The sequence below is a fragment of the Sphingobium wenxiniae genome (assembly GCF_007830065.1).
In the GTDB taxonomy this organism is placed as follows: Bacteria; Pseudomonadota; Alphaproteobacteria; order Sphingomonadales; family Sphingomonadaceae; genus Sphingobium; species Sphingobium wenxiniae.
In genome coordinates, this window is record NZ_VLKK01000010.1 from 110,225 (window position 1) to 122,874 (window position 12,650).

Below are 12,650 nucleotides of genomic sequence, written 5' to 3' on the forward strand. Positions count from 1 at the left end.
GGCTACGCCCTCACGCCACTCCCCCCGGCATGTAACACGATGGCCTGGTTTTACGCCGCCGAATGGCCGACTTTTGCTCCGCCGTTGACAACCGGCGCCGGCGTCATGCCGCCCTGCCCGGGCCACTGGTGTCGCCAAGCTCGCCACCGGCGGGTCCGGCCTTGATCATGCACCTGCGCGCCTATTGATCGATAGAAGAGCGACATTGTTTGCTCGGGAGCCAACCCGAAGTCTGCATGCCACGCGCCCCCGCGGGCGGAATCACCCGTTCAACTCCGCCTTCAGAGCCTCGATGACGAGAGACATGACGGTTTCGTTGGCGGCCCGGTGCTCCTCAGACGATGAAATCGCCTGGCCGCGAGCAAGCGCCCAAATGGCGCGAATAATGGCCAATGCCCGGTCGCCATCCACTCCCCTCTTGACGAGATGGGGTTTCCAGACCTGTTCGACTGCAGTTCGTTCGCGTGATATCAGAGACTTGGCCGCGTCGCCAAACAGGCTATGCCGACGAACCGACAGGAATATGTCGAGGAATATCAGAAATTCCTCGGTTGCATAAAAACGGCGGGCACTTTCGGCGATTAGCCCGAACACGTCCGGATTCCCGTCGGCTTGCGATGCATCGGTCCGAGCCAGCTCAATGATCTGAATGGACAACCGCTCCAGCACGGCAAGGACCAGGTCGTCCTTGGTGGGAAAGTGGTGAAGTTGTCCGCCGAGCGACACGCCTGCTTCCTTCGCAACGGCGGCCACACGTAGCGAAGCATAACCGCTGTCTGCCAGCAAGCGGGTCGCGGCCTCGAGTATCCGCTCACGGGTAAGGTCCTTTTGCTCCTTTCTCAGGGCTCTGGCCGGAACAGACACTCTCACCTTCCCGAAGATTGGAGAAATCCCGCCCAGTTTGCCGGACGCGCCGTGCCTCATACGATGGGCTCGATCGATACTATTCATTCCAGCGGTGCTGGCAAAGGCATTATTTCTGGGGAACTGCAGCCAGCGCAGTGGAAAGGGTGCCCTGTTCCATCTGGACCACCGGAAGGAGCAGGGCGCCAAGCTTTTCACACTGGCAGGAGGAATCCGGCAAAGAACTGTGCAAGTGTGCTGTAGGCGTCGATCGGCAAGACCTGCGCCACGTACTGGTCAGGGCGTACAACGACGACGCATCCCTTCCGCCGGTCGACGCCTCGCATGTCGAAGATGTCGTCGCCACTCTTCAGGTCAGCACAGAAGACCTTTTCGTAGTCGCACAGACCATAGATGCCTTTGACAGGCCGCAACAGGGCCGGCATCGCCGAATGCTCCAGATCGCGGAATCCCTGCTGGAAAACAGCCCGGACATCGATCACCGCATCGATATCCTCTCCGGAGCGGGTATGCTTGCGTACCGGGGAGTCCGGCGCGCTTTCAAGGAAGGCGCAGAGCGAATCGATCGCGCCTCCGGCCTGGCCGCTGTCGTCTTGTGGCGCGAACGTGAATATCCGCCAGCGGTTATCCGCATCGATCGCATGGCCCAGGTGCATGGGCTTGGCGTCGGCAAGGCGGATGACCGGCGCGGAATGGAAACGCATGCCAATCGGAAAGCCTGTGGCAAGTTCCTGCCAGCTGTCGGTTCCGGTCAGGACCGATGGTTCGTAGCGAACTGTAAGGCCTGCCGTGAATTCGCCATTGTTGATGAATTCACGCTGGAATCGCGGCATCGCGTCGTTGGCATCGACTTCGGATCGCGTGCCGACGACCCGCGCCCATCGGTGGTCGAAATCAACCAAGCCCTTTGCGGCGGCCCAGCGCTCGGCCGAGTAGGTCTGCAGAAGTTCGGGGCCGGATCGTCCAGTGAGAACAGAAATCAGCTTCCAGCCCAGGTTGAAAGTATCGCCCATTGAGACGTTCATGCCCTGACCTGCTTTGGGACTGTGCGTATGACAGGCGTCCCCCGCGAGCATAACCCGGGGCGTGCGTTTGCCAACCAGCGCCTTGGGCACGTCGTCGAAAGTGTCGGTCAGTCGATGGCCGATTTCGTAAATCGACCACCACACCACTTCCTTCACATCGATTGTGTAAGGATGGAGAATGCGCTTGCACTTGGCGATTACGTCATCGATGCCCAACCCGCGGTCGGCGACCCGCTCGTCCTCATTCAGCTTGTCCAGTTCAACGTAGAGCCGGACGAGATAGCCGCCTTCGCGCGGAAGAACGAGGATCGAACCCATGCTTTCCGACTGGATGATTGCCTTCATGCGGTAGTCAGGGAAGTCGGTCGTCGCCAGTACGTCCATGACTCCCCAGGCCTGGTGCGCTGCGTCACCATGGAGTGCCCCGCCGATGGCATTGCGCACGTTCGAGCGGGCACCATCGCAACCGACGACGTAGCGGGCCCGGACCGTTTCGGTCTGTCCCAGACGTTCGGGTGAAGTGTGTTCGAGAGTTACGGTCACCGGATAGTCGGCGGCATCGTGATCGACCGAAAGGGTTGCCACCTTGAGATCGTACTCCGGCTCAAGCCGAGTCGGAGAGTTGCGCATGATGTCGAGATACATATCATGCACACGCGCCTGGTTGATCAGGATGTGCGGCATCTCGCTGAGCCCGTCTGCGACATCCTGCACCCGGCCTACGCGGCGAATCCTTGCAGGATCGGCAGGATCCGGATTCCAGAAGGTGGTTTCATTGATCCAGACCGACTCGCGCTTGATCTTCTCGGCAAACCCGAAAGCTTGAAACATCTCCATGGAACGCACATTGATACCATCGGCCTGTCCGCGCTCCATGGGCCCCGCCTTGGGCTCGACAATCAAAGTCGAAATCTCGGCGATGCGCGATAGCTGCGCGGCAAGGCAAAGCCCAGCAGGGCCACATCCGGCAATGACAACATCCACCTCCCGAGGAAGCCGGGCTCGTTCAATTGTGGTGTTTGCTGCGGCTGGGGAAATGTCGGGATCTCCGGGATGAAATCCGTTCAGATGATATTGCATTTGCCGTCCTCCGGTTCCGATGCGCTGAGTCCTCCGCCCTGTTGGCCAAATTGGCTGTTGGACATCGGGAGCAACTCAGTATACTGATCCTCAGTGTACTGACAATACCATTTGTGTTATCCGAGGGGTCCCATGGGCACGACCGACCGCGATTACCAAAACAAACCGGGCCATCTTGCCCGCCGCTTCCAGCAGATCGCCGTTGCAGTGTTCCAATCCGAGATGGATGCGATCGGATGCGACATAACGCCCGTTCAATACGCCGCGCTTGCCGCGATAAATACCTGTCCAGGTCTCGACCAGGCAAGCCTGGCAAAGGAGATCGCCCTTGATCGCACTACGATCACAGGCGTCGTCGACAGATTGCAAAGCAAAGGCCTCATTGAGCGGAGCATCAGCAAGAACGACAGGCGCGCGCGCGCCTTGGCTGTTACTGCGGAAGGACGATCGACTCTTGAGCTGGTCCGCCCGGGCGTGGAAGCAGCCCAACGGCTCATGACCCGAGGGCTGAGCGCACAAGAGGCGAACGAGCTCCTGCGCCTCCTGCGCAAAGCGGTTGACGGAGCCAATGACCTCAGCCGTGCGCCGCAACGGATCTGAGATCGACCCTTCAGTTGTCTGACATCAGGCCAAGCGAAGCGGTCACTGCCAAAGCTTCCTTGCGTACCAGAGCCACGAGCTTCTCGATGCTGCCCTCCGGCGTGGTCTCTTCCGCCACGACCAGTGACAGGCACGCGAACACGTCGCCATTGGGCGACAGGATCGGCGCGGCAATACCGATCACTCCCTTGTCGACCTCACCGTGGGTGACGCTGTAGCCGGCGCGCCGTATCAGCCGCAGATTCCGGCGGAACGACTTGAGGTCCGATCCGAGGCCAGCCTCCTCAATATCAATCCGATCGTCATGAAAGCAGCGAACAATCAGTCGTGGAGACAAGTGGGCCAGGATAATCTTGGACACCGAACCGCGGTAAAGCGGCATCGGCCGCCCCCGTTCATAGCTGATCGTTAGCGGATGGTAGCCTTTGCGTCGTTGATCGACACACATGACACGGCGGTCGAAAATTCTTGCAAGAATGACCACACTCCTGTCCGGCCCACGATTGATCAGATTGTCCATCGCATCCTGGGCTGCCAGCACAAGCGGGTCGGTCCCCCGTGCGACCCTGTCCAGATGAATGACCGCTGGACCAATCACATAACGACCGGCGGAGAAATCCGTGATCAGACCAGCTTCGTTCAAGCTGCGAAAATACCGATAGGCCGTGCTCGTCGGGATTCCAGTGCGGCTAGCCGCTGCTTCGACGGTCCATTGCGGCTCCTCTATCGAGAACAGTCCCAATAACCCCAATGCCTTATCAACTGTACCCACACCTGCTCCTCACGATGGACAGCCCATTCTATCGAGCCGGCTGGCGATCGCAACATGAGGTCAGCCCCCTGATACGGCACCAAACGACTTCAACCCTAACCGCATGCCTGCGGGAGCAAAATTCATTCCCGCTTCTTGCCATGTGATAATTGGAATTGCAAACTGCTCGCAATCTGGCCACCGTGCCGAATACGGAATTGCAGGGCTAGGACAATCCTGCCCATATTGAAATATGCGATACCAAGGGATTAGAAATGGCCACTGAAATGACCTACATTTCAAGAGAAAAGGATTCCCGCGCAGGTTGGGTTGTTGTGTTTTCTGCGTTTATTGGAATGATGCTTAGCGTAGGCGTCCTAGTCATTTATACGTATGGCGTATTGGCTACGGCAATGGCGTCCGATTTGGGATGGGATGTCGTCGATAGAAACATGATATTTGTTTCGTATAGTCTTGGGTCTGCTCTGTTCGGCCCATTGTGGGGGGTCGCAGCCGATCGCATCGGGGCTCGGCGAATTATCATTTTTTCGACTGTCATGCTGAGCATCTGCTTCGTCGCGATTGCAGCGGTTCCGCGTGACCCGGTGGTTGCGGGCCTGGCATTTCTTGCGGTCGGCATTCTGGCCGGCGGGACCTTGCCGCCCGCCTTCGCCAGCATCGTGGTGGGCTGGTTTGACCGGTTCCGCGGCCTCGCCCTTGGCGCGACCATGCTGGGCGTCGGGGTCGGCGCGGCCGTTTTCCCCATCCTGGCAGCACAGATAACCGAACATTTCGGCTGGCGGATTACCGCACTGTCCTTTGCCGGCATGGTCTTTGCCGTCGCCCTGCCAATTGCGATAGTCTTCCTGCGACCGTTTTCAGAGCCCATGGCCGCCCCAGCGAATGGCCGGGCCGCGGGATCGAGGTTCGATTGGTCCGCCTTTCGTACCCCCCGGACTTGGCTCATGCTGGCCTTTGCGTTCTTCACCGGCGCCGTGCTGGTTTCCTGCGTCGCCAACTTCGTACCCCTTCTGATGGCCCGCAACCTGAGCCTGACCGACGCCGCCACCTATCAGTCCCTCCTTGGCGCGGCCATCCTGGTCGGCCGCTTGGCCGGCGGCGCGGCATTCGACCGGATTTTCGCGCCCAGGGTTATGGCCACCATTCTCCTGATAACCGCCGGCGGGCTCTTGACGCTCCAGTTCGGCAGTTCTTCGTTCGCGTTTGCCGTGGCCGCGCTCGGCATCGGCCTGAGCATCGGGGCCGAGGTCGATTTCCTCGGGTTCATGATCAGCAAGTACTTCGACCGGTCGGTGTTTACGACGATGTTCTCGCTGATGTTTGCATCCTATTCGCTCGGAGCCACCGGAGGGCCAATCGTCTTTGCCGCACTAGCGAGCAGGACCGGCAACTACGATCTGGCCCTAACCATGTGCTGGTCGTCGATCGCGGTGCTGATGATCGCCATCCTCTTTCTGCCTCGCTACAACTCCGCGCAACGGGCAGTGTGAGCCTACCGCGCCGGCAGGACGGATCGGCAAGGGCGCGCGCGCACCCCACATTCGCGGGGACAGGAGCCCTGCCCCCGCGAAGCGCGCAACACCCCACGGCAGTCGTCAGATTCGGAATTCGGAGAACGTTTCCGGTGCGAACATGTCCTCGACCGTCAACTGCCGGGGCGAAAGACCCTGCTCATGGTGGTAGCGCGTGAACGTCTCTATGACGTGCCGATTGCGATCGATGCCGTAGGGCCACCATTCCTTGCCCATGGTTGCGATCGTGTCCTCGACCGCAGCGATCTGCCAGGGCAGCATTGTCTTGAGTGACGCCGAGACCATCAGTTGTTCGTAGACAAGCTTCTGAGCCTCGACAAACGCCTTGTACAGGGCCTGGGCGACCCAACGGTTCTTCTCGTAGACATCGCGACGAATCGCGACGACATGCATGATCGGGAATATGCCCGTCTTCGCGAAATAGGCCTTCTCGACCGCGACGAAGTCCGGAAACAGGCGCCGGACCTTATCGGGTTCGGAATAGAAGGTCGAAGGCGCGCGGGGCGCATAGACCGCGTCAAGCTCGCCATCGGCGATCATTCGCGAAATGGTCTGCTCGGGTCCGATCGGAATGACCTTGAACTTCTCGGGGAGATTGATCTTGAGCTTTTCTTCCCGGCCCGGCTCCTCTTCCCCGCCGAAGAAATAGGTCACCGAGGACGGATCGACGCCGTATTCATCCTGCAGGATACCGCGGATCCACACCGGCGCGGTGAGCTGGTACTCCGGAACGCCGATCCGCTTGCCGACAAGATCCGCGGGCTTTTCGATCCCGCTCTTCGCCGAGACGAAGATGCCCGCATGCCGGAAGAAGCGCGAAGGAAAGACCGGGATGGCGATGAAACCCGGATCCTCGCGCCCCAGCGTGACGCAATAGGACGACATCGACATTTCGGCCACGTCAAACTCGCGGTTGCGGATCATGCGGAAGAACGTCTCCTCCACATCGAGAACCTGAAAGTTCAGATCGATCCCGTCGGGCCGGACCTGGCCGGTCTGGAGTGCTTCGGTCCGGTCATATCCCCAGCAGGCGAAAGATAGATTGAGACGGCTCATTGAATGGTGTTTCCTTTTGATTCCTGAATGATGGTCTGGGGCTTGACGTCGGTCGCGATGCGGCTGGATTCCAGCAGTGCGGCGCAGCAGGCCATGGTTTCGAGACCCCACCAGCCGTCGTGGACCGGCGGCCTCGCGCCGAGAATCGAGGCGGCGAAGTCGTCGATCACATTTGCGCGGGGAAGCGTCGGCGGGGCGACCGGAATGGTCTCGCGCCGTTCATCGCCAAAGACCTCGATCGAGGCCGGCAGCAGCTTGAGGTCGGCCCGCTCACAGCTCACGAGGACGAATCCAAAATGTTCGTGGTGAGGCGCGCCGGCAGGATCGCCCGCAGAGGCCGATCCGAACGTCCGGGCCAGCTTGGCATCGATTTCGTCCTGCTGCGAAAGCTGCTTCAGTGCTTTCCGGGCTTCCCCATAGCGCGCAGGATCCTTCGGCCGGCCCAGCTCCGAAATCCAGCCGAGCAACTCGTCGCTGTCATAGTGGGCATAGCCGCTGTAAGTGAGCGTGGCCGCGGCGCCGGATGCAAACGTCATCAGCGCCGAGTATGCCCCTTCGCTCGGCCGCGATGCATCCCAGTTGGCCGCGACCGCGCGAACCGATTCCACCGGCTGGCGCACGAGCCGCCGGACCACGTCGATCTGGTGCGCCGCCTGGCTGTAGACCACGCCGCCGCCCCGCCGGCTGTCCAGTTCCTCGGGCCGTCGCGGACGATACATGAAATCGGTGTAGTTGAAGGCGTTGACCAAGCGCACATTGCCAAAGCGCCCCGTCGCCACGAGTTCCGCCGCTACGCGGACCGGCTCGTCGAAGGCGTGGCTCGGTCCGACCATGAGCACCTTGCCCGCCTTCTCTGCCGCCCTCGCCATCGCCGCGCAATCACCAACCGAAGTCGCCATCGGCTTCTCGACCAGCACGTGTTTTCCCGCCTCGAGCGCGGCAATGGCCTGAGCGGCGTGCAGCTCGTGCGGTGTGGCGATGTAGACCGCATCCACGCCCGAATCCGCCAGCAACGCCTCATATGTGCGGTGCACCGTCGCACCAAACTGCGACTCGAACCGGACGAGGGCCTCATCGCGCAGGTCGTGGGCCGCGCTCAGCTGCACCGCAGGATGGGCACGAAGGGCAGGCAAGGTCAACATGAAACCTCGTCCGAGACCCACGATTCCGAGGCGTATGTGTTTCAACGCTAACCTTTCGCACAATTGGGGAACTGAATTGGGCGGCCCCGCTTGAATTCCCGATAGTTCTATATAGAAGCATATGCAAGCTACTCAGAGTGCGGACATGCACCGCCGGCAAGCCAAATTTGACCGTCGGCGGCGAAGCCAATCTCCATGCATGCAATGAAACAAGGGAAACACGATGCGCAGAGTATTCGAAACGAAGCAACCGGAGGATCGGGCCAATGTCCAAGCCTGAAACGGTTGCCGGACTTGGTCGCCAGGAACTCGCGAGCTTCGTGACTGCCGTGCTTGCCGAGGATCTGGGCACCGGCGGCGACGTTACCACCAATCTGACGATTGGAGATGGCCTTCGCCTCAGCGCAGTCATCGCTACCCGACAGGATATCGTGGTGGCGGGCCTGGAGCTGGGAGTCGCATTTTTCCGCCAGCTGGATCCTGGCATCAAGATCGAACTTCTGAAGAGCGACGGCGAACGCGCCGCACGGGGAGACGTGTTGATGCGCCTGGAGGGCAATGGTCGCGCCATGCTTTCGGCCGAACGATCGGCGCTCAACAGCCTGCAGCACCTGTCAGGCATAGCCACGCTCACCCGCGAATATGCGGACAAGATCGCCGGAACCGGATGCACCTTGCTCGACACCCGCAAGACGATTCCCGGCCTCAGGGTCATCGAGAAATATGCAGCCCGCATGGGCGGTGCCACCAATCACCGCATGCGGCTCGATGATGGAGTCCTGATCAAGGACAATCATATCGCGCTGTGCGGTGGTGTCGAACGGGCAGTTGGCCTCGCCAAGGCATCTGAACTCGAAATCCAGGTCGAGGTCGACCTGCTGGAGCAGATCGAACTCGCGCTGGCGGCGGGGGCGGAGCGGCTGCTGTGCGACAACATGTCTGCCGCGATGCTGCGCGAAGCCGTGAAGATCGTCGGCGGCAGGGTTCCGATCGAAGCTTCCGGCGGCGTCAGGCTCGACACCATCCGGGAGATCGCGGAGACCGGCGTGGACTTCGTCTCGGTCGGGCGGATCACGCAGAGCGCCCCCGCTGCCGACATCGGGCTGGACTACAGCCCGGCCTGATCAATCCCGGAGAGGACCGACCCACCCCATAGAAAAGTCGCTAGGGAGAAACACAATGACACCTGAACAGAATGACCTGCTTTGCCGCGTTGAAGGCAATGCCCCGATGGGCCGCCTGATGCGCCAGCATTGGCTTCCGGCCTGCATGATCGAGGAAGTCGCCGAACCCGACGGCACTCCACTGCGCGTTCGCTTGCTCGGCGAAAACATGGTGGTGTTCCGGGACAGCGAAGGCAGGATCGGCGCACTCGACGAACTTTGCCCGCATCGCCGCGCCTCGCTGGCCTTTGGCCGCAACGAAGAATGCGGATTGCGCTGTCTCTACCATGGCTGGAAGTTCGACGTGAACGGCAACGCCCTCGACATGTCCTCCGAGCCCGCCGACGCCAAGCTGCGCGAGACGATGAAGACCAAGGCCTATCCGGTTCGTGAAGCGGGGGGATTTGTCTGGGTCTGGATGGGTGATACCGACAATGTGCTGCCTTTCGATCCGCCCAACTGGACTGCCGCTCCGGCAGACAAGATCAGCATCGTGAAGATGCATGGAGCCTGCAACTGGGCTCAGATACTTGAAGGATCGATCGATTCTGCGCACAGTTCGAGCCTGCATTCCACCAACATGCCCACGGCAACCGAAGTGAGCGGATCGACCGCGACCGACAGCGCCTGGCTGCGCCCATCGGCCGACAAGGCGCCACGTATCGAGGTTCAGAAGACCCCGTTCGGCTTCCGTTATGTTGCAATCCGCAAGCCGATCGTCGAACCCGACAAGCAGGACTATGTGCGGATGACGCTGTTTGTCGCCCCTTACACGGTCCACATTCCGTCGAACGACCAATACCACCTTAGCCAGATGCTGGTGCCGGTCGATGACGAGAACACCATGTTCTACTGGATTGCCTGGCACCCCGAGAAAGGGATTTCGCAGGATGCCTGGCGGAAGTTCTGCGGTGCCGAACTCGGCCAGGATGTCGAGCCGGTCACGTTCAAGAAGATCCGTAACGCCGAAAACAACTATCTGCAGGATCGCGCCGCGATGAAGGCCGGGGACTTCACCGGCATCTACGGCATTCCGGCACAGGACATGGCCATGTGGGAATCGATGGGTCCGATCGCGGACCGCAGCGAGGATCGCCTAGGATCGAGCGACAAGGCTATCTTCACGTTCCGGACGCTGATGTATCGTGCGGCCCAAGCCGTGGAACGCGGCGAGCCCGCGATCGGGACAGGGGAGTCGCGCATTCCCCATGCCAAGCTGATGTCCTTTGAGGGCATGGTGCCCAAGGGCGACGACTGGCGCCTTCTCAATGTCTCCGATGAGGAACGCCGACTTTCGAGCGCGGCGGAGGACAAGGGAGATCTTGTCGAAGATCTGGCCGGCTGAGGCGCGGCAAAGTGGTCACGCCCCACTTCGCTTGCGCGTAGAAAATTGATAGTGCGGCCGTGTTCGACATTTTTTTCGTACACGGTCACGCACCCGGCGCGGCCGTCATCTTGAGATCTGGGAGAATCCGCGTTGCCGAACCCGAGACCGCAAACGCTCCAGCCCGAAGAGAGTCTTGGCTACCAGGTCCGGCGCTGTCACCGCAGGTTTGACAGGTTGCTCAATTCGGTCTTGGCGCGCGAGGGGCTGAAGGCAGGGTATTGGTATTATCTGCGAGCCTTGTGGTTAGAGGACGGTCTGACTCAAAAACAACTCAGCGATCGGACAAATGTCGCTGAAAACACAACCGTTGTAATGATCAACGGCATGGTTGCGGATGGTCTGGTCGAGCGCAGGCAACAGCTTGGCGACCGGCGCAAACAGAACATCGTGCTGACAGAGCCCGGTCGCGAGCTGGAAACCAGGCTGATGCATCATGCCACCAGCATCAATGGCTTGGCGTCAGCCGATATTCCGGCAGATGAAGTGGCAATCTGCCTATCGGTACTCGCAAGAGTTTCGAGAAACCTGGCTGCCGAACTCCGATTGCGGACCGAAGCAGTCGCTTGCGACGATTGATGAGATGAGCAGTCTGATGCGGTGGACAGCCAAATAGTCGGTGGAAGGCTCAGTATTCTTTGGTCGTTCGGAGTCAAGCCAGACCTTACCATGTAGGAATGACAACGAGCGCGAACCAAGCCGAATTTCGTCTGGCAATGCGGCGGCTAGCCGCAACTGTGACCGTCCTGACGCTGGAGCTTGAAGGTCAACCATTCGGAATGGTTGCAACCGCGGTTTGCTCGCTGGCGCTTGAACCGCCAAGCATTCTGGCGTGCATCAACAAGTCCGCTTTCCTGCATGATGAGTTTGCCGGATGCACAAGGTTCGGGCTGAACATATTAGAGCGGTTTCCACTCATTCCGGTTCATACCCGCACGAGCTGAAGTAGTTTGCGCATTCGGCGGGTTGGAAGATGTCGACGAGCCTGCCGATCAGCCCCCACAGCCCGCTGACGGTTCGTTCGCCCGCCTTGCGCAGCATGGCTTTCAGGCGAGAGAATGCTTTTTCTATAGGATTGAAGTCGGGGCTGTAGGGCGGGAGGAAGCGCAGGGTTGCTCCCGCCGCTTCGATCCGTTCTTTCACGGCGGCCCGCTTGTGGCTTGAAAGGTTGTCCATGATGACGACGTCGCCGGGCCGCAACTCTGGCACCAAAACCTGCGCCACATAGGCTTCGAACCAGTCGCCGTTGATCGGACCATCGAGCACCATCGGCGCGACCATGCCGGTCATTCGCAGGCCGGCCACCAGCGTGGTGGTCTTGCGATGACCATGCGGGTAGCCCATCCGCAGCCGCTCACCCTTGGCGCAACGGCCGTGGCTGCGGGTCATGTTGGTGGCGGTCCAGGTCTCGTCGATGAAAACGAGGCGTTCGGGTTCGAGGTCGATCTGTCCGTCGAACCAGCGCTGGCGTTGCCTCAGGACGTCGGGACGATCTTGCTCGATCGCGTGCCCGGTCTTTTTTTGCGCGTGATCCCGTGACGGACGAAAAAGCGATGCACGGTGCCGATCCCAACCAAGGTGCCGCGCTCGATCAGCCGCGCCTGAACCTCGACCAGGGTCATGTCGCCCTGCTCGGCGATCAGTTCCCGAATGAAGTCACCGTGCGCTTCGATCCTGCCCGAATGACGGTCGCCACCTGTGAGCGGACGGAATTGACTGCAACGAGCCGATTTTGAAGCGCCCCAAGGACCGACAAAATTACCTGCAGTGGCCACGGCTACATTTCCGTTCGGCTTCACTTGTCACCTTCTCACCTTCCCCAGCATAGCCGCTGCGGCATTCGAGGCAGGGGCGAGCTTGCGTCCATAGCGCAGCGCGGTCGATGTCGATGTCCAGCGCAGCGCCTGGGCAACAGGGCCTGCATCGGCCCCGCTGGCAAATAGATCCTGTGTCAGCCCGACCCTCAACGAATGCGTACTGAGCGCAGCTATAGCGCGATCGAGCTTCTTGCCCATCAGCGTCACCAGACCCG

Annotated in this window: 11 protein-coding genes and 2 pseudogenes; 6 read left to right on the forward strand and 7 right to left on the reverse strand. The window is 60.4% G+C overall.

Translation table 11 applies throughout. From position 1 onward, the window contains the following. Positions 1-261: 261 nt before the first annotated feature. Positions 262-864 carry a TetR/AcrR family transcriptional regulator gene (locus tag IQ35_RS14005; RefSeq protein WP_011608128.1) on the reverse strand — a complete coding sequence of 201 codons (603 nt, stop codon included), beginning with the start codon at positions 862-864 and terminating at the stop codon, positions 262-264. A gap of 194 nt (positions 865-1,058) precedes the next feature. Beyond that, on the reverse strand, positions 1,059-2,969 hold the full coding sequence (locus IQ35_RS14010; RefSeq protein ID WP_011608127.1) for an FAD-binding monooxygenase: 1,911 nt from the start codon (positions 2,967-2,969) through the stop codon (positions 1,059-1,061). 132 nt (positions 2,970-3,101) lie between these two features. On the opposite strand from IQ35_RS14010, the gene IQ35_RS14015 reads away from it, so the two are divergent. After that, positions 3,102-3,569 (forward strand): MarR family winged helix-turn-helix transcriptional regulator, encoded by a 468-nt coding sequence (locus IQ35_RS14015; protein ID WP_011608126.1) that lies wholly within the window; start codon positions 3,102-3,104, stop codon positions 3,567-3,569. 10 nt (positions 3,570-3,579) lie between these two features. Here IQ35_RS14015 and IQ35_RS14020 read toward each other — a convergent pair whose 3' ends face one another. Further along, positions 3,580-4,341 (reverse strand): IclR family transcriptional regulator, encoded by a 762-nt coding sequence (locus tag IQ35_RS14020; protein ID WP_092959632.1) that lies wholly within the window; start codon positions 4,339-4,341, stop codon positions 3,580-3,582. A 254-nt stretch (positions 4,342-4,595) separates the two neighbouring features. Between IQ35_RS14020 and IQ35_RS14025 the strand changes: the two genes are divergently transcribed. Further along, positions 4,596-5,831, forward strand: a complete 1,236-nt coding sequence (locus IQ35_RS14025; RefSeq protein WP_011608124.1) for an MFS transporter — start codon at positions 4,596-4,598, stop codon at positions 5,829-5,831. Positions 5,832-5,936: 105 nt separating this feature from the next. On the opposite strand, the gene IQ35_RS14030 is transcribed toward IQ35_RS14025, so the two are convergent. Both IQ35_RS14030 and IQ35_RS14035 read right to left on the reverse strand, forming a co-directional pair. Beyond that, the gene (locus IQ35_RS14030; protein WP_242003358.1) at positions 5,937-6,797 is read right to left on the reverse strand and encodes a substrate-binding domain-containing protein; all 861 of its coding nucleotides are present in this window, start codon (positions 6,795-6,797) and stop codon (positions 5,937-5,939) included. 128 nt (positions 6,798-6,925) lie between these two features. Then, on the reverse strand, positions 6,926-8,134 hold the full coding sequence (locus tag IQ35_RS14035; RefSeq protein WP_277872631.1) for a Gfo/Idh/MocA family oxidoreductase: 1,209 nt from the start codon (positions 8,132-8,134) through the stop codon (positions 6,926-6,928). 203 nt (positions 8,135-8,337) lie between these two features. Here IQ35_RS14035 and nadC point away from each other — a divergent pair, with 203 nt between their 5' ends. The 4 genes from nadC to IQ35_RS21920 all read left to right on the forward strand — a co-directional run bounded on the left by nadC (position 8,338) and on the right by IQ35_RS21920 (position 11,562). Then, positions 8,338-9,195 carry a carboxylating nicotinate-nucleotide diphosphorylase gene (gene nadC, locus IQ35_RS14040; protein ID WP_011608121.1) on the forward strand — a complete coding sequence of 286 codons (858 nt, stop codon included), beginning with the start codon at positions 8,338-8,340 and terminating at the stop codon, positions 9,193-9,195. A 55-nt stretch (positions 9,196-9,250) separates the two neighbouring features. Beyond that, positions 9,251-10,579: a Rieske 2Fe-2S domain-containing protein gene (locus IQ35_RS14045; protein WP_011608120.1), complete on the forward strand. Its 1,329-nt coding sequence runs from the start codon at positions 9,251-9,253 to the stop codon at positions 10,577-10,579. Between the two features lie 216 nt (positions 10,580-10,795). After that, positions 10,796-11,197, forward strand: coding sequence for a MarR family winged helix-turn-helix transcriptional regulator (locus tag IQ35_RS14050; protein WP_230461519.1), 402 nt, complete (start codon positions 10,796-10,798; stop codon positions 11,195-11,197). 137 nt (positions 11,198-11,334) lie between these two features. Continuing rightward, the gene (locus IQ35_RS21920) at positions 11,335-11,562 is read left to right on the forward strand and encodes a flavin reductase (RefSeq protein ID WP_368655946.1); all 228 of its coding nucleotides are present in this window, start codon (positions 11,335-11,337) and stop codon (positions 11,560-11,562) included. Here the strand turns inward: IQ35_RS21920 and IQ35_RS14060 are convergent. After that, positions 11,534-12,336: pseudogene (locus IQ35_RS14060) on the reverse strand (IS630 family transposase); the annotation flags it as partial. The gene IQ35_RS21920 and the pseudogene IQ35_RS14060 sit on opposite strands and share 29 nt — an antisense overlap. Positions 12,337-12,420: 84 nt before the next feature. After that, positions 12,421-12,650 (reverse strand): annotated as a pseudogene (locus tag IQ35_RS21325) (integrase); the annotation flags it as partial.